Here is a 21,992-nt window from a genome sequence, read left to right as displayed (position 1 = left end):
TCCTTATTCCCCTTTCCCACTTGGAGAGTTCAATGCAGTTATTGAAACTCTTGTTGAATATTTATCTGAATTAATAACAAATTGCTTTCCTTGTTGTTTATTAGCATTGATAATAATGGGCGCTTGCAGATTCATCGTGCTAGTGTCAAACGGCTGCTTCAATGTGACAATAGAAAGCACAACAATTTCTGTTTCATCCGATAGCTCTAATGCTTTTACAATTCCATCATCCAGTTTAAATGTATAATCCCCATACAATTGGTATGGGTTAACAACGATAAACGCAATCTCTTTCCTTTTAATGGATTGTAAAATTTGAAATAATGGATTGTCGGGAAAATCGAGTAGAACAAATTCCGTCTCTTGCGGGAATCCCAAGATACCGGTTGGAAAATGAATCATATTTGTAGGTGTTACATCTATTTCACCAAAATATTTTGTTCCGAGTAGCATATAGAATCTCCTTCCTTAAGGCCTTCGTAATAACCTTACAGCAAACTTAAATTAAACGTTCTGTGCTTCCTCATCTGGATAAGCAACTTCAATGGTAAGATGTTGATATTGCTTCATCCGAATGTTTACCTCACCTTTTTCATAATCATGCTCTACTTGCTTCGGTCTTGCTTTAGTAATTGGTCGATGAGTTTTTACATCAATTTGCAGTTGTGAAGGCTGGTAGCTCGTTTTTACCGAAAAAGGAGATGGAATAAAGGTAATACCTAATCTTTTCATCGGCGGAAAAGCATTTTGTACTGCTTGTGTAATCGCCGGTTTTCCTTTATGTTCAATTTTCATTAATTCTGTCCCTTGTTGTGCTCGTCGGGCTATTCCGTCTAAGACAGCCTGTTTTCCCTCCTGAGCAAATTTTTCATTACGTTTTAAAATATTCATTAAATTCATATCTTCAAAAGCTTTTGTTTGGTCAATTGTTAGTCTTGACGGTGTGGTTCGCATCCTTATTTCCGGTTTTGGTTGCTGAATCGATATATCTGCTTTTGGCTGACGGATCACCTGCTTGCCAGGAGTTTGCTGAATCTCAATTTGCGCCATTTGTGATTGCATTCGGAGTTGTGGCATTTTCATCGTTAAACAGCTCCCTTTCTTATGGACAAAACCCTGTCACCCAAACGGGACAGGGTCTTCGGCTATCTCAGAAAATCAATGAGCGTGGGCTGAATAATTCGTGAGCCTGTGGCCATTGCTGCTCGATGCAAACTTTCCTGAGTAATTAAATTGGTAATCGCTTCTGCATAGTTAACATCTTCATTATCAGACATTGTTTTAGTAGCAATATTTTTTTGTTCACTGAGTCGATTTTCAATGAGCTCCAACCGATTCATTCTTGCTCCCAAGTCTGCTCTGGAATCAATAATTTGATTGATCGCTGTCTCGATTTCACCGATACTTTCACCAATACTCTCTCCAATTCCGTCTACATCTGAGTTTTCCAGTTTTTGAATAAAAGAGTCAATCGTATCAAAAAAGCCATTGCCAAATACAGATTCTCCATTAACATTAACTTGCAAATCAATACCAGCTGCCACCGGGATATGCACCGGGTTAGTATTAGGCGAAAAGTTACCATTTTTATCAAACGGAGAATTGGTTGTATCTGTTCCGTTAAAGAGGTATCTTCCATTGACTTGTGTATCAGCTATACTTTTTAAATGTTCTTTTAACTGTTCTGCTTCACTTTTAATACTTGCATATTCTTCTCTATCATTGGTAGCATTACTCGCTTTTACTGCCAATTCACGTAATTTTTGCATCGCCTTTGTAGCTTTATCTAAAGCAGCATCTGAATTATCCATCCAATTATGTCCTTCACTTGTGTTACGTAAATATTGCTCTGCTTCATTTACTTGACTGCGATAATTGATTCCCTTCATCGCAACAACCGGGTTATCAGATGGACGGTTTATTTTCTTACCAGTGTATAATTGCTCCATATATTTATCGAGCTTCATATAACTATTGGATAAATTGCGCAACATATTATTTGAGAGCATGTTTTGCGTAATTCTCATATCCTAATCTCCTACCTTCCAACAAGTCCCATGTTATTAATAATCCGATCAAGCATCTCATCAATAGTCGTCATACTTCTTGCAGCTGCATTATATGCATGTTGAAATTTAATCATGTTTGTCATTTCTTCATCTAACGATACACTGCTAACAGACATGCGTTTTTCCTCTACTTGCGAACGAAGTACTGCCGTGTTTTCCATCCTATTATTTGCTTCTTGTGCCTTTACCCCCATCTCACCAATTATGGATTGAAAAAAACTTTTTATCGATGTATTGTTGCCTAATGGATTACCGTCTAAATTTCTATTGTTAAAAACTTCAGCAAGTGCTTTTGCATTTGCTCCTTCTCCGTCTGTCTCATTCGTACTGGCTGCGATTTTATCACGATTATCCATAATTTCTTGATTAACAGTAATGCCTGCAGCACCAGTCATTCCATTTTTAAACACAAAAAAGTCGATTCCATCTGTTCCATCAAGTGCTTTTCCACTTCGGTGAACTTTATTAAATTCTTCAACTATTGTATTTGCCATTTTATCTAAGTCACGGAGCATATCCGTATATGTACCAATAACATTACCATCGCCATCAAAATCATGACCATACGATTCAATTAACCCTTTTAATGTTCCATTAGAAGACAAGATATCCGCTTCTGTACCATTTACTGTAACAGAATTAACAGCCGAATAATCATCATTACCATAAGTAACGGCCAATTCATTGACTTGTTCATCATCTACTAAGATAATACTAGGCTGAAAGGATTCTCCATCATCATTGACAAGTTCAATCGTAGCAATTCCATCAGCAATATTAGGCGAAGTTTCACTACTTTTAGAATAGGTTACTTTAATATTGAGTTTACTGGATAGTTCATCAATTAAATTGTCTCTTCGATCATATAAGTCATTTGGTAAATAACCGTGCGGTTCCAGTTCGCTAATCTGTTCATTTAAGCTGGCTATTTGTCTTAATAAAGAATTTGTATCGCCAACTGTCGTATCAATTTGGCTTCGTAAGTCAGCACGATTCGACGATAATGATTTGGATAAATGATTGAAAGCTTCTGTAACCGCTAAACCTCGGTGAGCTACAACCGATCTGGCACCTGAATTATCGGGATTAACGGCTAAATCCTGTAATGCATTCCAGAACTCATCAATTGTTTTGCTAAGTCCACTTTTAGATGGTTCATTTAAAAGTGTCTCCATTCTGCTTAAGGCATCTGCTTTTGTGGACCAATAACTTTGTCTGCTATTTTCAGAGCGAAATTGATAATCTAAAAACTTCGTTCGCATACGTTGAACAGACCCAACTTGCACACCAGTTCCCATTTGACCTGGAATTTCCGGACGATTTCGGGAAGCTGCTGGGTATGGTGGCATTGTTTCAAAATTCACCCGTTGTCTCGTATAACCTTTCGTATTAGCATTAGATATATTATGCCCAGTAGTATATAGCGCTGCTTGTTGGGCAAAAAGCGCTTGTTTTGCCATCTCTAATCCGTGAAAAGTACTCATGCCCTACCTCCTTATTATGCTTTGGAATCGAATAAAGACTGTGTAGCCGATTCATTTTGCTTATCACTTGCACTCCCATAGTTAATCGATTGAATCGTTGGGTTTATAAGATCTAGAGAATACTGAACAAATTGCATCGATTGCTGAATCAGCGCATAATTTAATCCCTCTTGTTGTTTAAGTAAAGTAACTACTTCTGTGAGCCTTGTTGTTATATCGAGCAATTTTGTTTTCAGTTGTCCGGTCTCCAGTCTGTTCAGCAACATTGTGATCGTATGTTCTTCTTCTGCTAAATCATTTGCTGCAAACCACTCTGTCACCAGCTTCATTCGCTCTGTTTCCGCTTTTTCAACTTTACGAATTTGCTTTCTTTCTTGAGCTATTAACGTCATTAATGTATCCATCGAACCAGTTTTAACAGCCTCTGTCTTTTTTCTAGAAAGTTCAAGTAGCCCGTTATGGAGTTCAAGAAGTTTTTCTAACGCATGTATAATTGCCGGTACTGTCAAGCAAAAACCTCCTTCCAAAGTAAAAGATTACACCTATTTTCCTCTCCAGAAATCCAACATTTTTTGTGCTGTTTTTTCATAGTTTATTTCATATTCACCTGAGGCAACAACCTCTTTTAATCGCTCCACTTTTTCAGCTCGTTGAGGGCTTGGTTTTTCTTCTTGTTGCAACTGCTTTGCTCGATTTGATATTTCAATCTGATCATTCTTCATTTCTTGCTTAACATCCATTTGCTTATGATATGGTTTTTTATACGGATTAAAATTAAATTGATTTGGACCATTAATTTTCACTTCCGTCTCACCTCTTTTACAGCTCTTTCCGATTACTTTGACTCTGTTTTTTATATCGGCTATAAAAAAATAATTTTAAAGCTCTTTATCATCAAACATATAATAGGTTCGTTTTTTTTCTCGCTCTTCCTTTTCATTCATCCTATCTTCCAGTTCTTCATGTTGTTCTAAATCTTTCCGCAGCTTTTCAAGACAAGCTTGGCACAAATTTCCTGAAGTAATTTTTTTACCGCAATGACTACAAGGATAGCCGATATTCGGAAATTCTGTAGGCAATAATCGTTTTTCTTTAATAAATTTAATAATTAGTTCCTCTTCTACTCCTGTATGCTCAACAATTTCCGTCATAGTTGCTTCTCGGTTTTTCCTTTGGCGCATAAACTGATATACCTTTTGAAATGCTTCTTCTTCTTTTTCATAGCACGCTCTGCAAATGGTTCGGGTTCCTTTTAAAAATAAGTTACCACATTGTGCACAGTTTGCCAGTTCTGCCATGATTATTCCCCCGCTTCCAAAAAATAGATGATCAAAATATTTCTATTATCGAATCATTTTTCATCAAGTTGAAACGTCATTTATTCCAAGTTTAAGTATAACATGAACATTCGTTATCCTCGAATTAGTGTTAAAGCGCAAACAAAAGGACAGCCTTGCTCCAATAGAACTTTACCAGCATGCCTTAATGTAGTACCGGTTGTATATATATCATCGACCAAAATGACTGGTTTGTTAATAGCTTTTTCCACAATAAATGGATTTACTGATTGAATTCTTTCGTTCCTTGTTTTCTTAGACTGCTTTTCGCTAGTTGAACGCTCTAATATTTCCATAGATCGAACGGAAAGAAATTTCGCAAGCATTGCCGCTTGATTAAAACCTCGTTCTAATTGTCTTGGCTCGCTTAATGGAATTGGAACTGCAACGATATTTTTTGGTAAGGAAGAACGAATTTTGCCAAAGTTAGCAGCAAAAACGTGTTGAAAAATATAACCAAGTGCACCATCTCCTCTGTATTTCCACCTGCTAATGATTTCCTTCATAAAGTTATTGTAATGATAAACAGAATAATTAAATTGAATCGTATCTCGTTCAGGCAAATGCTCCCACCATAAGCAATCTTTGCACTTGTTTCTCTCACTCGGTCGACTGCATATAAAACAGCGAGAACCCTTAATAATAATCAATGATTCTTCACAAGTACTGCATAATGGTTTTCGTTCGGGTAAAATGAGTGTTTTCCAAGTCAGTTCCAGGACAATTAGTTGCTGGCAATAGAGGCATTTCATGTTAAGTAAATCCTCCTAATCGATTCATTGCTTGAATGGCTCGGATTGCCCGTACCATCGAATTTGTTTTACCATCATGAAAGAAAATAACTTCACCAGTAGGATCATCCGCACTTCGGCCTGCCCTTCCGGAAATTTGTACTAACGCTGCTTCATCAAAGACAGAATGACCGGCATGAATAACTGCTACATCCACTGAGGGGAAAGTTACACCACGTTCTAAGATTGTTGTTGTCACGATAGCCTTAAGCGTTTTATTTCTAAATTGGGAAACTTTTTGTTCTCGATCTGGATCGGCCGCATAAACAGAAGTTATTTCTGATGATACTTGTATCACATTTTCACTTCGGAGCAGCTCTGTTAAATCTTGGACCATTAATTTTGTTAAAGTAATGGTGGGCAAAAAAATTAATAATTGCCGTTGTTTGTTTTTTCGGTGACGCAACCATTTTTTAAACGCTCGCGGTACATTTCCTCGTTTCAAATCCCTTTGTAAGAAAAAACATATACGCCTGACAGGTACTGGAAGCGGAAATCCATGATAGCGGGTTGGAACGAACACATGGTCAAGCTGCTTTAACTGCATTTTCCTACGCTGTTGTTGTCGTGGTGTAGCAGTTAGATAAATTGTCGTTCCAGTTGGTTTTAATGCTCTGGCGGTCGCAAATGATAACGAGGGATCATTGTGATAAGGAAAAGCATCTAGCTCATCAATTACCATAAAATCGAATGCGTGTTCAAACCGCAGCAATTGATGCGTAGTTGCAATAATGATTTGGGCTGTTCCTCGCTTTTCCTTACTTTGTCCATACAATGCTTGTACAGGTATAGAAGCGAATGCACCTTGAATTCGCGGCAGCAACTCACGGACGACATCGTTCCTTGGTGTTGCGATACAAATTCGCATACCTTGTCGTAACGCCTCCTCGATTCCAGGAAATAACATTTCTGTTTTTCCTGATCCACAAACCGCCCATACTAACAAAGAGGCTCGCTGGTGTTTTACCGCTCCGCAAATTGTCTCAGCTGCATTAGTTTGTGCTATCGTAAGCTTTCCTTTCCATGTACATACATCGGGATGGCGTTTCCATTGCAATGGTTTTCCATTCCAACGATATAGAGGTTCTGTTTTCACGACTCTTCCCATTTCTATACAGTTTCGACAATACCAAATGACCTGTTTATGTTGTATACCTAATGATGCAAATTGAGATTTTTCTTGATTTCCACAGCGCTGACACATTTTTGAAAAAGTCGTAGAAATAATCGATGGAATGGGGATAAATACGTCTTTTGCTAACAAGGAGTGAAATTGATGATCATTGAGAGGTATTTCGTTTCGCAACAAAAGCTTTCCAGAACATCGCTTGGCAAGTTCTAATTCAGAGTCATTCATTATTTCTTTCATAATGGTTCACTTCCTTTATAAGTTAAATTTATAAAGCTTCTATTTTTGAAATATACTAATTTTCAAGTATGAAAGATAACTAGATTGTCAACTCCATGTCCCGTGACAAAAACGCATAGGTTAAGATGGAGAAATAATATTCAATAACTAAACATAGTTTATTGAATATAACATAGCATAGAATTTTAACCTTTCTTAATTCGTGTTCCAGATGGTCTAGGGAATATTATTGTTCTATTTCGTTTTGCAATCATTTATATAACGCTATCCAACTATCATGTTGTTGGTTAAATAAGTTTTTTCTGGAAATTAATACATAACATATCATTTTAGGGGATGTAAATTTATAAGATCATTTACCCGACAATTAACGGGGTAGTAAGCAAACTGAACTTCTTATACGATAAAGTATATATCACAAATTAAGGAGGAAAGACCTATGTCAGAAGTTAAACAGATTATAAAAACAATGAACGCAGCTATCAAAGAGAACTCAGCACTTGTTAAAGGAATCAAAGCTGTATATCAATTTCATTTAAAAGATAATGATCCAGATACCTATCAATTCGTGTTACGAGATGAGAATAGCTACATTGCAGAGGGTATAGAAGAAAAAGCAGACTGCACGCTACATATAAAAGCAGATAACTTTATCAAACTAGCGAAAGGATAATTAAATGGAATAACAGCTTTTTTAAGCGGTAAGTTAAAGATCGAAGGCAATATGGGGATGGCGTTAAAATTAGAAGGCATTTTATCTCGCCTGAAGGTTCCATAGGCTTCAAACAAACTTATTATTTAAAGGTTGAGAAAAATAGAAACACTCATCTATTGGTTTCAGACTTTAATTTCTGTTTTACCTAAGACCTAACTAGTAATTGCTGGCGCTCGCTAGAGTCTGATATGCTCCCCTTAAAGTAGACAGATTAAAAAATAAAAATCTGTTATTACCTTAAGGGGAGTTTTTTATGTCCAATAAATATAAATTTTACTCTAGACAGTTTAAGTATGAAGTGTTAAAGGCATATAAGAATGAAGATTATACGCTAATAGAATTATGTTCAAAATACGGAATTTCGGAGGTAACTCTGTATGATTGGGCTAATAAATATGAGAAATACGGTCTCAATGGATTGGAGAACTCAAGGACATGGAAGTCATATTCTAAAGATTTAAAACAAGCAGCTGTAGAAGATTATATATCAGGGGAGTATTCTCAACGGGAGGTCATTCGCAAGTATAAAATATCTAGCACATCCGTACTTCGAAAATGGATAAAGCAGTATAATAGTCATAGAGAATTAAAGGATACGTCGAAAGGAAGAACGAGCTCGATGACTAAAGGGAGAAAAACAACTTGGAAAGAACGAATTGAGATGGTACAAGATGCCTTAGCGAACGGGAAGAATTATCAACAAACTGCGGATAATCATCAAGTGTCTTACCAACAAATATATCAATGGGTACGTAAATATGAAGATGGTGGATGGGATGCGTTAAAGGATAGAAGAGGACGTTCTAAAAGTGAAAATGAGTTAACTTCCGAAGAAAAAATGAAGTTAGAAATGCATCGAATCGCAAAGGAGAACGAACGTTTACGTGCAGAGAATGCTTTCTTAAAAAAGTTAGAGGAGATCGAAAGGAGGCGAAAATAAGCCAAATCCGATTTGAGGATAAGTATGTCGCTATTCAAGAGCTTCACCAGAATGAAGGGTTAAGCATTCGTTTACTTTGTGAAATCGCGGGAATTGCACGTTCTGCATACTATAAGTGGCTAAATCGTACTCCTTCATCCAGAGAAATACAGAATAAAGAAATTATCAAAGAGGTGCAAATACTCCATGAAAAAGTGGGTGGTATATTTGGTTATCGTCAAATGACCCTTCACATGAATAGAAAGTTCGAGGAGAAACTTAATCATAAAAGAATCTATCGGTTGATGAAAGTGGCTGGATTACGCTCTGTCATTCGTGTCAAGAAGAAGCGATATAAACGCTCTACACCTCAACATGTGGCAGACAATATATTAAATCGTGAATTCCAAGCCGAAAAACCAAATGAAAAATGGGTAACGGACGTTACAGAATTTAAGTATGACCAATCAAAAAAGGCCTATTTAAGTGCGATTCGTGATCTTTATGACGGATCCATTATAAGTTATGTTCTAGGACATTCCAACAATAATCAACTTGTATTTAAGACACTTGATCAAGCCACAGTACTATTGAATGAAGAACAGCCTCTTATCCATAGTGACCGTGGATTCCAATACACCTCTAAAGGGTTCAAACGTAAAATAGATGCGGCAGAGATGACACAAAGCATGTCACGAGTTGGTCGGTGTATTGATAATGGACCAATGGAGTCTTTTTTTGGGACACTGAAATGTGAGAAGTATTATTTACATAAATATAAAACATTTGAGGAACTTACTACTGCGATAGATGAGTATATTCATTTTTATAATTATGAAAGGTATCAAAAGCGATTAAACGGCCTTAGCCCTATGGAATATAGAGCTAAAGCCACTTAAATCTTTTTTATTATTTCCACTGTCTACTTGACAGGGGGCAGTTCAAGTCTTGGCGCTAGCTCGGTTTTTATTTATTGATTATTATAAATATTTTATTAGATTTACCCAATAAAAATATATATTATTATCATCCGCATTTCAAGTTATTAACCGAGTTTTTGCTTAATCATTGAAAAAGAGGTGATGGGAGATGAAAGTAGCTAACGTTTTGCAAATGCTGAAGCGTACCGTAGAACAATTTCCTAATAATATAGCTTACCAATGGAAGGAAAAGGGTTCCATTAAAAAAATAGCGTATCAAAATTTATGGAATAGAATTAAAAACTTTGCTACTGGTTTAACATATATTGGTATAAAGCCTGAAGCAAAAGTAGCTATTATTTCAGACAGTAACCCTATGTGGGCAATTTCTGACTTTGCATTAGCAAGCATTTCGGCTGTCAGCGTACCAATATACCCTACCATTCCTTCCCAACAAGTTGCTTATATTTTAAAAAACTGCGATATTATAGCTGCAATCGTTGAAAACAAGGAACAATATGACAAGTTGATCGCAACTGGAGTACAGTTAGATCATATTATTATGATGTATCCAGAACAAATGGATGTCAATAATTTAATGACATTCAAAAAAGTAGAAAATCTTGGAGGTACCCAAAGTCGAACGGATTGGGAACAATTCTGTCAATATATTAATCGAGATCAGCTGCTTACCATTATGAACACTTCTGGAACAACAGGCAAACCAAAAGGAGTCATGTTAACGCATGGTAATATTTTAGCCAATATAGAAGGAGTTCAATTTTGGTTAGTCGAACTGTTGCCTGAAGACGTTTTGCTTTCCTATTTGCCGCTTTCACATATTTTTGAAAGGCTAGCAGGTCATTATTTACTATTATCTATTGGAACAACGATTAGTTATGCAGAAAATATTACAACCATCCCAGAAGATTTAAAAACATTCAACCCAACTATAATGACAAGTGTTCCAAGATTATTTGAAAAAGTGTATACAAAAGTACAAAGTGAAATGGAAAATGGGTCAGCTGTAAAACGAAAAATTTTTAATTGGGCCATATCTGTCGGGGAAGAGAAATATAAATACTATCTAAATGCAACTATCAATCACTATATCTCGCAAGATTATTTACCTAAAAACCTAGCTCGTAAATGGAAAATAGCAAATAAACTTGTTTATCAAAAAGCGAAGAATCAATTAGGTGGAAGATTACGAGGTCTTGTATCTGGTGGAGGAACGTTGAATGAAGAGATAGCAAAGTTTTTCTGGGCTTTAGATATTCCATTACTCGAAGGCTATGGGTTAACGGAAACATCACCTATTATTTCTTCAAATCCAATCATTCGAGCAAAAGCAGGGACAGTTGGTAAAATTTTACCTAATGTCGATTTAAAAATTGCCGAAGATGGAGAAATCTTAGTAAAAGGCCCTAATATTACTGAAGGATATTATAACAATGCCCAAGAAACAGAAAAAGCTTTTGAAGAAGGCTGGTTCAAAACAGGCGATATTGGAAAATTAGATGAAAATGGTTATTTAAAAATTATCGACCGTAAAAAGCGGATTCTTGTTCTATCTACCGGAATGAATGTGGCACCAGCTCCAGTTGAAACGGCTATAAACGAAAGTGCATATATTAGTCAATCGCTTGTAGTTGGTGACAAAAGGAAATACGTGATTACATTGGTAAATCCAGATTACGAAAATTTAATTCCTTGGGCCAAGAAGCGAGGAATGAATACAAATTCCAGAGAAGCACTATGTAATGATAAAAAAGTACAACAACTTTTAAATGAAGAAGTAATCAAGCTAACTAAGAAATTTACGAATTATGCACAGCCTAAAAAAGTAATTATTATTAGCAATGAATGGACCATTGACGGAGGAGAATTAACCCCAAAGCTATCTCTTAAAACAGATATTATTGAAAACAGATATGAAGATTTAATTGATTCTATATACAAAGAAGAAAGCACGGATAATCGGATCGCCGTCACAGCAGGGTAAAGAAAACTTAGCTAACCGTGGCAAGCTTTAGAGCAGGATACTACCTGGTTGCATTTATACGTTCAACATAAAAAATCTACTTCGTCGCCTTAACCACTGTCTAAAATTTTGTCTTTTCCTAACGTATAAAGAAAACTAGACTGGAGACAAGTTTTATGGCACAGCTGACTACCTACTTGCTTCGTTGGACATGTGAAACTGACATTCTATAAGTACTTTTCTTTTTGAAGTGGGAGTCTTACGGGATCTTACATACGGGAAAAAAGGAGCAAATATAGTTAATTAGCTCCTTTTTATCTTGCTCGAGTTTATCTATACAGAGATGACTTTAGATCATTCCATGCCTAATTGCATAAGCTACTGCTTCCGTACGATTCTTCGCCTTCATTTTCTGCATGATTTTTGTAATATAATCTCTTACCGTATACTCACTCAAGTGTAATTTATCAGCAGCACTACTTGTTGATTCCCCCTCTGCTAGCAATGTTAATACTTCAATTTCTCTTAATGAAAGATGTAGTGATTTATGTAAATGATTACTATTATTTTTAAATTTTCCGATAATTTCTCCAGCACTTTGTCCGAACTTAATCAATGCCGTATACGTATCCTGTGACATTGTAAACTGCTTATTTGCTCCTTGATCAAGGATAGCAGCCCCGATTAATTCATGATTGGAAGCTTTGAAAATTGGCGCTACAACTACAGATTTTAATTGAAATTGCTGAATATACGTGGTAGGAAAACTATCTTTAGCATCAGGTATATAAAGCGGCTGTAAAAATTTAATTCCATCACCAAACAATCGTAATAGTTCTAAACCATTATTAATGACCGGGAAATTTCGTACATCTTCCGTGATCTCTTGAATTGCTTTTATATCAAATCGATGACCCGATAAACCGATCCCAATTTCATCATTGTGGGAATAGGAAAAAATTCCGCATCGTTCAAATGGTAAATATTTTGTAAACCCCTTCATTACCAATTCTAACGCCTCTTTAAACGATTTTGCCTGCATAATTGATTCAAAAAACATAATGACAGAGTCCTTCCACCGCTGTTCTTGTCGAGTTATATTTAAAATTGTCTTACTGCTTTGAAAAAGTTGTAACGCATGGTGAATAAAAGGAACAATATGCCCTGTACTACCTTTATCCGTGCATAACAATAAGGTCATATTTTCAAAGGGAATGGTAATCACATTTTTATTATTGGAATGAGTAATATATCTCAATAATTGTTCCGTTAAATCAAAAATATTCTCTGCTGCAATTTCATAATGTGTATGCAGTAAACATTGATATCTATTGAACCATTTATCAACATAAAATACATTGTCGCTTCTTACTACAACAGCAACCCATTCGATTGGTAACTGCTCAGAAGTAACTAGATGTTCTAAAAAAGTATCAATTGTAAATAAGTGTTCTATTTTTTCTGTAAGAATATGTTCACCGATTTTAGTAAAAACATATTGAATAGCTTGATGATCATTATAATTATTATCCTTGTTTAAATTAGTGGCTTGGTGAACCGCATTTTCTAATAGTGTTATAATGAATTGATTCAATGAATTATTACCTATTTCTTTGTTCCAAGCAGTCCTCAATTGGCTCATTAATGTCTCTTTATCGTATTGATAACCAAAAATGACTTCCGAGAAAATTTTAACAGATTTGACTGTAGTACTTGCCGATTTCTTACCTGTATTTTGAAAATAGTGTTGAATTTTTTTCCAATTATCTTGAATTGCTTGTTCATTTTCTCGCATGATGACTAATCCGTGATGAAATAAGGAGTCTAGATAATGGTCTAAAGTCAATTTCATAAAACATTCCCCCCCTTCTTTTTCATCAATTGATTATATCTCCCTCAAAAATAATTAAGCTTTTAAACCGTTCGTACTCCCCTCATTCATTTATATTTTATCTCGCATCTAAGGTGTTGTAAGACGCCGTAAAAACGATCCTCTTTTTTTAGAAAAACTTGGCTTGTCGCCAAGTCTTTATGGCGAAAGCTATCGTTTTTCTTATACTATAAACCATAAAGTTTTATACTTTCTTATAGTGCAAGGAAAAAGAAAAAATTTCGCCAGCTTATCACATTGCATTTTTTCCTTTATTGCACTTCAAGGAGAAAAGCATTCCTTGCAAAATCCCCCTATTTATAGAATATTCTGATTTATTTAGTTGTATTTGGATATAAATTGTCCGACTTGAAATTTTAATCTCTTTTAGAATTAAATTATCTTCCATTTGCTCCTTTCTATTATTTAATTTTACTTATTCCTTAAACTGCTATCCTAATTGCTTTAAAAAGTTATTCCCTCATTAATTAGGACTTGTTTTTATGATAAGTTTATTTCAGCCATATAAAAATAGGGGTGTAATTGAATGAGCTATATGAAAATACGATTTTTTTAGGAATTGGTGAAAGAGTATAAAAAATTTAAAGTAATAGTACAGCTTTCATACAACAGGTTACTAAATACAACTCTGTACTATAACTGTTTTCATACTAACAGAAAATGAAAGGGTTTACAACAATGCTTTTATGAAACGGAGCGTGATACATGTCTAATTAAAGAGAAATAAATGAAAAAAGGAGGAGATTATCATTAACAAAATAACAAAAAAACTCACCATTATCATGTTAAGTATTATTTTCGTGATTTTCTATAATGACGGATTAAAAATCGTACATGCAAAACAAGAAACAAAAACATTTGATTATGAATGTATTGCTAAAACTTCAATTGCAGGAGACATTCTCATTGATATGAAGGTTACACCTACCGTATCAATTCCGGATATGGTGAATCCGCATGAGAAGTTTTCCGTTTCTGATATTGAAACAGCAATTGAAGTGGATGTAACTGGAAGCTTAGCTCCATTAAAGGGTTTAATTAATCCGTTTAATGACCACTTAAATCAATTTCATTTGCAAGCCGCAAATGAAACGGTGAATGTAGTTGGAACAGAAGGGGTTGCCATTCCGGAAACTCCGTTTGACAATGATGCTCCTTTTATTCCATTCAGTATAGGTGCAATTGATGCAAGCTATACTGCCGGCGGTGTGGATGTAAACATCCATGTAGGTGAGATAAAAGCAGAAATTCATGCAAAGTTAGGCACAACACCAGTTAATTTACCTGTTACCTGTACGCCACCGGAGGATACTCTGCTTACGACAGTGAAGGTAGAAGAAACAGAGGAAGAAGTGGATAATGATGCACCAGTTATTACGTTAAACGGCGATAATCCAATGACTTTAAATGTTGGTGAAACGTATAGCGAACCAGGTGCTACTGCTAAAGATAACGTTGACGGAGATCTCACCGAACAAATGAAGATTTCAGGAGAGGTAATTACTCATAAAGCTGGTGAATATAGCATTACATATACAGTGACCGATAAAGCTGGAAACAAAGCAACAGCTACTCGAACTGTTTATGTTGAAGAAGCTGCAGATCCAGGTGATGACGATAAACCAAGTGATGGTGACAAGCCTGGTGATGGAGATACACCTAATGACGGTGAGAAACCGGGGGATGGGGCGAAGCCTGATGACGGTGAAAAGCCAAGCGATGATCAAAATCCGGGTGATAGGGATAAACCTGTTAACGATGAGAAGCCAGACGATGATAATAATATAGGTGTTGGGAACAACAACAATGATAATCCAAAACAAGAAAATACCAATAAAGGCGGAGTTCTTCCGAATACAGCAACGAATATTCCGTTTACATTATTAATTGGTACAATATTACTTGCATTAGGGGGATCTTTACATGTATTTCGCAAGTATATCTTCAATTAATTGATTGAGGATAGGCAGTGGAAATCTGATTGATTTTCATTGCCTTTTTTAACAAAACCATTGCAAAACTAGCCCATACATTTTTTTCCTATTAGTGCACGTTCCAAAAAGAATAAAAAAGCTGAGGTCAAGCTAACATGTCATATCCTGGTTATATATGTTGATACCTTTCTTATCCTTGAAGTACAAAAGCACAAGCAATGAAGCTAAACGTAAAGATACTTTTCAAAAAAGTTATCCACCATGTATAAGCGGATAGAGTTTCCTAAGCAATAAGAAACTTAGCTGGCCGACAATTGGTTGACGAGACACTTTCTTGTTGCCCTTATCTGTTGAACGTTGAAATTTTTTCCGCTGGCATCGTCTTAACTTCAACACTAAAATGTTATCCATTCTGACATGCATTGAAAAAAATTCTATGTATCATTTTATTCAAATTTTTTAACAATCTCTTATATGAAAAGAGAACGAGACAACTTAAAGGGGGATATTTCATGGGAAAAGCGGGTTATATTTCCGCAGAAATTAAACGTATTTTCAAAAATCGGTATATACTTCTATCTGTCTGTCTAGGGGTATTGGTGCCGCTTGTGTATGCAATGATCATGTTATCTCCGAAATGGGGACCATATGATAACACAGATAATTTACCAGTTGCTGTTGTTAATAACGATCAAGGTGCTATTTCAGATGGAGAAAGAATAAATATCGGCGAGGTCTTGATTGCCAGCTTAAAAGAAAATAAATTATTGGGTTGGGATTTTGTCTCGTCTGAAGAAGCTAAAAATGGTATGGATAACATGAAATATTATATGACTATTGAAGTACCTAAAGATTTTTCAGAAAAAGCATTAACTGTACTTGACGACGAACCAATAAAACCAGAATTAAAATATACGCAAAATGAAGGCCTGCACTTCATGGCTGCCCAAGTCACTAATAAAGCTGCTGAAACATTAAAAACACAATTATCTACACAAATTACCGCAACATATGTAGAAAATGTTGTTTCACAAGTGAAAGAAGTTGCTAATGGATTTAAAGAAGCTGCAGATGGTGCTAAACAAATGAATGATGGGACAGGACAATTAAAAGATGGTTCTGAACAAATTCTTGATTCATTAAATGGAAAGTCCTCCGATATAGGCCGTTTAGCTGATGGAGCAAAACAAGTGGAAGACGGCAACAGGACAATGAAAGAATCTTTAGTTTCTAAACAGGGAGATATAACGAGACTTGCCAATGGCGCTCAAGAATTAAACATCGGAACAGGAACCCTATTCAGTAATTTACAAAATAAATTAAGTGATATTGCAAGACTTGCAGATGGCGCTAAACAAGTAAGTGATGGTACTTCCCAACTAGTAAGCGCTTTAAATGAAAAATCATCGGATATTAATCGCTTAACAAATGGTGCTTCTCAATTAGCAGATGGAGCGGGTGAGCTGCGATCTGGAGCAACAGAATTATTGGAAGGCGCCAGACAAGCAAAAGACGGAAGTGCACAGTTAAAAGATGGATTGAATAAAAAAATTCTGCCGGGAAGCGAACAATTAGCTGCAGGCGTTCAACAAGCACAAACAGGTGTTAATGAAACAATTGAATCCATGCAAAACTTGCAAGTAGCTCTTGAACAACTACCTAACAGTGTCGATGGATTAAAAGATAATGTTCTCTATAAAATGATCATAGGACAGTTAAACGAAAATTTAAAAACTGTTCCACAAAAACAAAAAGATTTTCAAATACTGGTAGATGGAGCTAATGAATTAAGAGATGGACTAAAAAATGACTTTAACTCTGGAGTAATCGCCTTAGACAATGGACTCGGTCAGCTTGTAGAAGGACAACAGCAGTTACAAAACGGTGCAAGTAAATTAGTGGACGGGTCAAAGGAAGTAGCCATCGGCAACAAAACAGTAGCCGCCGGGTGGAAAGAATTACAGACAAACGCTGCTAAATTACATGATGGGACAACACGAGTTAAAGATGGGAATGCAGCTGTAGAAAGTGGTTGGAATGATCTTACAGTAGGAGCAACGAAAATGCATGATGGTTCATCACAAATTCGTGATGGTAACAAAACAGTTGAAAGTGGTTGGCAGGAGCTATCAGCCGGCGCAACCAAACTGCACGATGGTGCCAGTCAAGTAAGCGAAGGAAATCAAACGGTGAAAAAAGGTTGGGTAACATTAACAGAGGGTATCTCACAAGTAGACGGAGGACTAGGGGAACTATCTGATGGAAGTGAAGAATTGTATGAAGGTCTAGAAGGAGGCGCTGAGCGAACAAGCAGTATCGATCCGGAAGAGGAAAATATTGCGATGTTTGCTGAACCTGTCGTTTTAGATAATGAAGTGATTAATAGTTTTCCATTTTATCGTGATTCAAACGCACCATATATTTTAACATTGGCACTGTATGTTGGGGTCTTAGTCATGTCTTTTGCGGTTCAATATCGGAAGCCAGTGACTCTGCCTCCATCAGCAACAGCATGGTTTACCGGAAAAGTTGCAAAAATATCTATGCTTGCTACTATCCAAGCATTAATAATCTCTTTGTATACCCTATTTGTATTAAAGCTTAATGTTCAAAGCAGTATTTCCTTCGTTTTATTTTCTATTATGGTAAGCCTAACTTTCTTAATGATTGTTTTATTCTTAGTAGGTTTAGCTGGAAATATTGGTAGATTCCTTGCGTTAGCATTTGTTATTCTTCAATTATCTACAACGGGATCAGCATTGCCAGTTGATATGCTTCCAGAAGAATTACGTAATCTAAGTATCTTTTTACCATTTACGTATTCTATAAACAGCTATCGAAATATTATTACACTAGGAAATACCTCCAATATGTGGGACAATATTAGCATCTTATTGATTTATTTTGCTCTATTTGCCGTATTGTCATTTCTTGTCTTTATGTTTAAGTATCGTTCACTGCGAGAACGAGCTGATGTTAACAACGAGAAAGTAAGTGAATCTGTAAGCTAAGCTCTTTAAAGTTGCTCCATCAGTTACCCATCCGATGGAGCAACTTTTTCATGTTACATCTATACCTATTTTCATGCTTTTACTTGAAATGTTGCAGAAAGCTGCAAGGCTTCTTTTAATGCTCTGTCTACTCGCGGATAGGACGGATTACTTTTCTTATATTGCTTATAAAATAATCCTCTTTTCCTTACTGGATCACCGGAGTAATATCGTTCATATTGGACAAGTCGTTGTCCAAAAGCTTCCCCACATAGATCCCAAGCGAGTTTAAATAATCTAACTCTCTTTACTGATGTTACTTCTCGTCTCCCCGTATAATATTTATGCAGATCATCAGCAATTTCAGGATTCGTAAAATCCCCTTCCGATGGTGACATTAATAAGCCACCTGCACCAATGGTTTGCAATATTTGTATTGCTCTTGGATAGATAACCGGTAATACTCCTCTCATTGTTTCCACCGCTAATGGATTAGGAATTATCTCATTTGTAGAATGAATTTCGTACTGATTCTCAGCAGTATAAAGGAGTGCTCTAAGCGTTTCTATATTTTGAATTAGTTCTGCTAATTGATTTTGAACATTCAAAAACTCATCTACGCCGACCGAATCGGCAAGAGCACACGTCACTTCTGTTACAAAAGCGAGTTTAACAAATCCCCTTACCACGGATTGATGTGCTGACTGGTGATTAACACCTGCAGTTTGATAAAGTAAATTAGCGGCTTCTACATTTTGATTAATAAATACACGATCCCAAGGAACGAACACATCATGAAATACTACTAAAGCGTCCGCTTCTTCAAACCTTGATGCTAAAGGGTGATCCCAGGTCGAACGTTGACCGTCCTGTGCCGGTTCCCGACAATATAAATGAAGACCCGGGGTATCGATTGGCAAAGCAAATGCAACAGCATACTTTTCATCTCCTGGTCTAAAACCAGGATACGTATAAATAATAATTTCGTCTACAGTTGGTGCAAGTGTAGCCAGCATCTTAGCCCCTCTTACAATTAAGCCTTCATCTGTTTCTTTGACAACCCCCAAATGTGTAAATTCATGTTCTTGTTCGTATGAAGTTTTCCTTCTATCATTTTGCGGATTTACAATGGCATGCGTTAAAAACAAGTCATGATCTCTTATATACTTATAATAATTGATAATATTATCTCCATACTCATTCCCATACTTACGAAAAAATAAATGGTTTGCAGCCATCCCAGTAATAACCGAATTTAAGCTATCTGGCGTTCTCCCCATGAGTCCAAACGTTGATTCTGCCCATAATTCATAGAGTTGTCGACGCATTTGTAAATGTTCTTTTTTAGCAGGTATCAAAAATGCATTACTGACTCTTGTGTCAGTTTCTTCACAAATATGTGTTATTTTATCTTGGTATTCATGATTATGCTGCATATCGTACAGCTTGGCAATTTCCTTGATAGGCTGTGAAAAATATGGATGATCTACAATATTGCCCATCCGTTCCCCATTTAACCACACATTTGATTTTCTATTTCGTAAACTTTCTAGATACTGCTTTCCTGTTCGAATACTCATTTTTACTTTTTCTCCTTTGGCCTTTATTTAATCACAGTTTCCACTTTTGTTTGTAAAAACTTTCCTTTATGGAACAACAAACATTCATTTTCGTTATAAGAAAAAGTTACCACCTGCCCTAATAGAAGCAAATGATCTCCTCCCTCATACTCTGCCCAAGGTGTGCATTCCATTGTTGCAACCGTATTATTCAATTTGGGACCAATATGCGAATCCTCCTGCCAGTTAACAACTAGATTTTCTTGTGACTGTCTTGCAAAATAAATCGCATACTCCTTTTGTTCTGCAGATAAAATATTGACTATAAAATTTTGTTTTTTTAAACTATTTAATGACCTTGATTGCTTATTGATAGAAATTAATACAAGAGGTGGATGAAGGGAAACAGAAGTAAATGAATTAATTGTGATTCCTTTTCGGTTGTGGTTATCATCCTTCCACGTTACTACACATACACCCGTAGCAAAATGCCCAAAGCAATTTCGCAATTCTCTTTGATCCATCTAAATAAACCTCCAATATATTTTTTACTTCTAGCAAAGACCAAATAATTCAGCAAGCAGAAAAACTTACACTTAGAAACATAAGCCACCCAGAAATAAGCGAAGCATTAAAATTCAATGTATTATTCTGCCGAACTTCCTGAAAATTCTCTTCTAACCTTTCATGACAACTCATAGAGAAACATCAAAAAAACAAATGCAGTATCCCTATCTTGTCGGATTTTACAGCACTATACCTTTCGATGCAGACATATTTGACACAGTTACAAGTGTAATGAATATTCCGACTAACAGACTAAACATAGCCATACCCTGGAGATTTTAAAAAGCAAATATATTCATAAAGTGAAACTTCATTCTGTAGGAGTTTGCTTCCATCTCTTACTGAATGTTAGTACCAACAAGGGTATGATCTAAAGGCCCTTGAACCAATCGGGCATTTAGGTGCCGTTTTCTATCACTTAGACCCTTTTGGACCAAATCAGAATCTTGAAGTAGGGGAGTCTTACGGCACCTTACATGCGGGATAAAGTGAAACTTCATTCCGTGGAATGCTTTTTACACGGAATGTTAGTACCGCAAGGGTATGACCTAAAGGCCCTTGAACCAATCGGGCATTTAGGTGCCGTTTTCTACCACTTAGACCCTTTTGGACCAAATCAGAATCTTGAAGTAGGGGAGTCTTACGGCACCTTACATGCGGGATAAAGTGAAACTTCATTCCGTGGAATGCTTTTTACACTGAATGTTAGTACCACAAGGGTATGACCTAAAGGCCCTTGAACCAATCGGGCATTTAGGTGCCGTTTTCTCCTACTTTGACTCTTTGTATCACTCAAGATTTTTATGTGGGAGTCTTACGGCACCTTACATGCGGGATAAAGTGAAACTTCATTCCGTGGAATGCTTTTTACACGGAATGTTAGTACCGCAAGGGTATGACCTAAAGGCCCTTGAACCAATCGGGCATTTAGGTGCCGTTTTCTACCACTTAGACCCTTTTGGACCAAATCAGAATCTTGAAGTAGGGGAGTCTTACGGCACCTTACATGCGGGATAAAAATAATATCGTGGCAGTTGCAATGCCCCAAACCAAGGCTTGGAATTCAGCCAACCATAACCATATACATTCATTAAAAACAACATTCCTTTTGACTATCTCGAATTAAGAACTTGCTAAACATACAACCACAGTTTTTTCTTCTAGCAATAAAAACATTCTTTTCCGATAAATTAAGTACACTTTTATCCAAGGCAGTAGTTCAGTTAAACTACAGTTTGACTTAATTGGTTAATACTTGCGTTAAACGATTGTAAAAGCGCAATTTTTGTTCAAATTCAAAAATTTTTAAAGTTCGCTACCGCTTAAGCACTTTAACTAGATAATGAAGCTACTTTTTTTAGAAAAACTTAGCTTATCGCCAAGTCTTTAGCGAAAGCTGTAGTTTTTCTTATACTATAAAACCTAAAGTTTTATACTTTCCTATAGTACAAAAAAGCTAACCT

Annotated in this window: 18 protein-coding genes and 1 pseudogene; 7 read left to right on the top strand and 12 right to left on the bottom strand. The window is 36.1% G+C overall.

The window, feature by feature from the left end; all coding sequences use genetic code 11:
* Window positions 1-3 precede the first annotated feature (3 nt).
* From fliW to BN1066_RS13535, 9 genes are all read right to left on the bottom strand, one after another.
* A complete protein-coding gene (fliW, locus tag BN1066_RS13575) occupies window positions 4-453 on the bottom strand; it encodes a flagellar assembly protein FliW (protein ID WP_077320005.1) in 450 nt (149 codons plus the stop codon).
* A gap of 51 nt (window positions 454-504) precedes the next feature.
* Window positions 505-1,083, bottom strand: a complete 579-nt coding sequence (locus tag BN1066_RS13570; RefSeq protein WP_077320004.1) for a DUF6470 family protein — start codon at window positions 1,081-1,083, stop codon at window positions 505-507.
* 62 nt (window positions 1,084-1,145) lie between these two features.
* Window positions 1,146-2,027, bottom strand: coding sequence for a flagellar hook-associated protein FlgL (flgL, locus tag BN1066_RS13565; RefSeq protein WP_077320003.1), 882 nt, complete (start codon window positions 2,025-2,027; stop codon window positions 1,146-1,148).
* Window positions 2,028-2,038: 11 nt separating this feature from the next.
* Complete coding sequence (gene flgK / locus BN1066_RS13560) at window positions 2,039-3,553, bottom strand: flagellar hook-associated protein FlgK (RefSeq protein WP_077320002.1); 1,515 nt, start codon at window positions 3,551-3,553, stop codon at window positions 2,039-2,041.
* Between the two features lie 14 nt (window positions 3,554-3,567).
* The gene (locus BN1066_RS13555; RefSeq protein ID WP_179104399.1) at window positions 3,568-4,062 is read right to left on the bottom strand and encodes a flagellar protein FlgN; all 495 of its coding nucleotides are present in this window, start codon (window positions 4,060-4,062) and stop codon (window positions 3,568-3,570) included.
* A 33-nt stretch (window positions 4,063-4,095) separates the two neighbouring features.
* Complete coding sequence (gene flgM / locus BN1066_RS13550) at window positions 4,096-4,356, bottom strand: flagellar biosynthesis anti-sigma factor FlgM (RefSeq protein ID WP_077320000.1); 261 nt, start codon at window positions 4,354-4,356, stop codon at window positions 4,096-4,098.
* Window positions 4,357-4,431: 75 nt separating this feature from the next.
* Window positions 4,432-4,851 carry a TIGR03826 family flagellar region protein gene (locus BN1066_RS13545; RefSeq protein WP_077319999.1) on the bottom strand — a complete coding sequence of 140 codons (420 nt, stop codon included), beginning with the start codon at window positions 4,849-4,851 and terminating at the stop codon, window positions 4,432-4,434.
* A 113-nt stretch (window positions 4,852-4,964) separates the two neighbouring features.
* Window positions 4,965-5,642 (bottom strand): ComFC family protein, encoded by a 678-nt coding sequence (locus tag BN1066_RS13540; protein WP_077319998.1) that lies wholly within the window; start codon window positions 5,640-5,642, stop codon window positions 4,965-4,967.
* Between the two features lies 1 nt (window position 5,643).
* Window positions 5,644-7,050 carry an ATP-dependent helicase ComFA gene (locus BN1066_RS13535; RefSeq protein ID WP_077319997.1) on the bottom strand — a complete coding sequence of 469 codons (1,407 nt, stop codon included), beginning with the start codon at window positions 7,048-7,050 and terminating at the stop codon, window positions 5,644-5,646.
* Between the two features lie 439 nt (window positions 7,051-7,489).
* Between BN1066_RS13535 and BN1066_RS20870 the strand changes: the two are divergent.
* The 3 genes and pseudogenes from BN1066_RS20870 (at window position 7,490) to BN1066_RS13510 (ending at window position 11,609) form a co-directional block, all read left to right on the top strand.
* Window positions 7,490-7,828: pseudogene (locus BN1066_RS20870) on the top strand (SCP2 sterol-binding domain-containing protein).
* Window positions 7,829-8,018: 190 nt separating this feature from the next.
* Window positions 8,019-9,583 (top strand): IS3 family transposase gene (locus tag BN1066_RS19685; protein ID WP_143695710.1). Its coding sequence is split into 2 segments (ribosomal slippage): window positions 8,019-8,658 and window positions 8,658-9,583, totalling 1,566 coding nucleotides; the frame shifts between segments, so codons are not numbered across the junction.
* A gap of 190 nt (window positions 9,584-9,773) precedes the next feature.
* Window positions 9,774-11,609: an AMP-dependent synthetase/ligase gene (locus tag BN1066_RS13510; protein WP_077319995.1), complete on the top strand. Its 1,836-nt coding sequence runs from the start codon at window positions 9,774-9,776 to the stop codon at window positions 11,607-11,609.
* A 328-nt stretch (window positions 11,610-11,937) separates the two neighbouring features.
* Here the strand turns inward: BN1066_RS13510 and BN1066_RS13505 are convergent, their stop codons facing one another.
* On the bottom strand, window positions 11,938-13,440 hold the full coding sequence (locus tag BN1066_RS13505; protein ID WP_077319994.1) for a response regulator transcription factor: 1,503 nt from the start codon (window positions 13,438-13,440) through the stop codon (window positions 11,938-11,940).
* An 839-nt stretch (window positions 13,441-14,279) separates the two neighbouring features.
* Here BN1066_RS13505 and BN1066_RS13500 point away from each other — a divergent pair.
* Window positions 14,280-15,431, top strand: coding sequence for a DUF5011 domain-containing protein (locus BN1066_RS13500; protein ID WP_218668078.1), 1,152 nt, complete (start codon window positions 14,280-14,282; stop codon window positions 15,429-15,431).
* A gap of 494 nt (window positions 15,432-15,925) precedes the next feature.
* Window positions 15,926-18,424 (top strand): YhgE/Pip domain-containing protein, encoded by a 2,499-nt coding sequence (locus BN1066_RS13495; protein ID WP_077319992.1) that lies wholly within the window; start codon window positions 15,926-15,928, stop codon window positions 18,422-18,424.
* A 71-nt stretch (window positions 18,425-18,495) separates the two neighbouring features.
* Here BN1066_RS13495 and BN1066_RS13490 read toward each other — a convergent pair whose 3' ends face one another.
* A complete protein-coding gene (locus tag BN1066_RS13490; RefSeq protein ID WP_077319991.1) occupies window positions 18,496-19,983 on the bottom strand; it encodes a 4-hydroxyphenylacetate 3-hydroxylase family protein in 1,488 nt (495 codons plus the stop codon).
* A gap of 23 nt (window positions 19,984-20,006) precedes the next feature.
* Window positions 20,007-20,486, bottom strand: a complete 480-nt coding sequence (locus BN1066_RS13485; RefSeq protein WP_077319990.1) for a flavin reductase family protein — start codon at window positions 20,484-20,486, stop codon at window positions 20,007-20,009.
* 531 nt (window positions 20,487-21,017) lie between these two features.
* On the opposite strand from BN1066_RS13485, the gene BN1066_RS20305 reads away from it, so the two are divergent.
* Window positions 21,018-21,194 carry a hypothetical protein gene (locus tag BN1066_RS20305; RefSeq protein WP_179104398.1) on the top strand — a complete coding sequence of 59 codons (177 nt, stop codon included), beginning with the start codon at window positions 21,018-21,020 and terminating at the stop codon, window positions 21,192-21,194.
* 37 nt (window positions 21,195-21,231) lie between these two features.
* The gene (locus tag BN1066_RS13475; RefSeq protein ID WP_077319988.1) at window positions 21,232-21,546 is read left to right on the top strand and encodes a hypothetical protein; all 315 of its coding nucleotides are present in this window, start codon (window positions 21,232-21,234) and stop codon (window positions 21,544-21,546) included.
* Window positions 21,547-21,992: the final 446 nt, after the last annotated feature.

It is taken from the genome of Virgibacillus proomii, assembly GCF_900162615.1.
In the GTDB taxonomy this organism is placed as follows: Bacteria; Bacillota; Bacilli; order Bacillales; family Amphibacillaceae; genus Virgibacillus; species Virgibacillus proomii.
This window is presented reverse-complemented; position numbering and strand designations above follow the sequence as displayed.

Excerpts from the sequence above, each read along its gene's own strand:
- BN1066_RS13475 (WP_077319988.1), top strand. The coding sequence starts at position 21,232 with ATGTTAGTACCACAAGGGTATGACCTAAAGGCCCTTGAACCAATCGGG.
- BN1066_RS13545 (WP_077319999.1), bottom strand. The coding sequence starts at position 4,851 with ATGGCAGAACTGGCAAACTGTGCACAATGTGGTAACTTATTTTTAAAA.
- flgK (WP_077320002.1), bottom strand. The coding sequence starts at position 3,553 with ATGAGTACTTTTCACGGATTAGAGATGGCAAAACAAGCGCTTTTTGCC.
- BN1066_RS13505 (WP_077319994.1), bottom strand. The coding sequence starts at position 13,440 with ATGAAATTGACTTTAGACCATTATCTAGACTCCTTATTTCATCACGGA.
- BN1066_RS13510 (WP_077319995.1), top strand. The coding sequence starts at position 9,774 with ATGAAAGTAGCTAACGTTTTGCAAATGCTGAAGCGTACCGTAGAACAA.
- BN1066_RS13540 (WP_077319998.1), bottom strand. The coding sequence starts at position 5,642 with ATGAAATGCCTCTATTGCCAGCAACTAATTGTCCTGGAACTGACTTGG.
- BN1066_RS13490 (WP_077319991.1), bottom strand. The coding sequence starts at position 19,983 with ATGAGTATTCGAACAGGAAAGCAGTATCTAGAAAGTTTACGAAATAGA.
- fliW (WP_077320005.1), bottom strand. The coding sequence starts at position 453 with ATGCTACTCGGAACAAAATATTTTGGTGAAATAGATGTAACACCTACA.
- BN1066_RS13535 (WP_077319997.1), bottom strand. The coding sequence starts at position 7,050 with ATGAAAGAAATAATGAATGACTCTGAATTAGAACTTGCCAAGCGATGT.
- BN1066_RS13495 (WP_077319992.1), top strand. The coding sequence starts at position 15,926 with ATGGGAAAAGCGGGTTATATTTCCGCAGAAATTAAACGTATTTTCAAA.
- BN1066_RS13570 (WP_077320004.1), bottom strand. The coding sequence starts at position 1,083 with ATGAAAATGCCACAACTCCGAATGCAATCACAAATGGCGCAAATTGAG.
- flgL (WP_077320003.1), bottom strand. The coding sequence starts at position 2,027 with ATGAGAATTACGCAAAACATGCTCTCAAATAATATGTTGCGCAATTTA.
- BN1066_RS13485 (WP_077319990.1), bottom strand. The coding sequence starts at position 20,486 with ATGGATCAAAGAGAATTGCGAAATTGCTTTGGGCATTTTGCTACGGGT.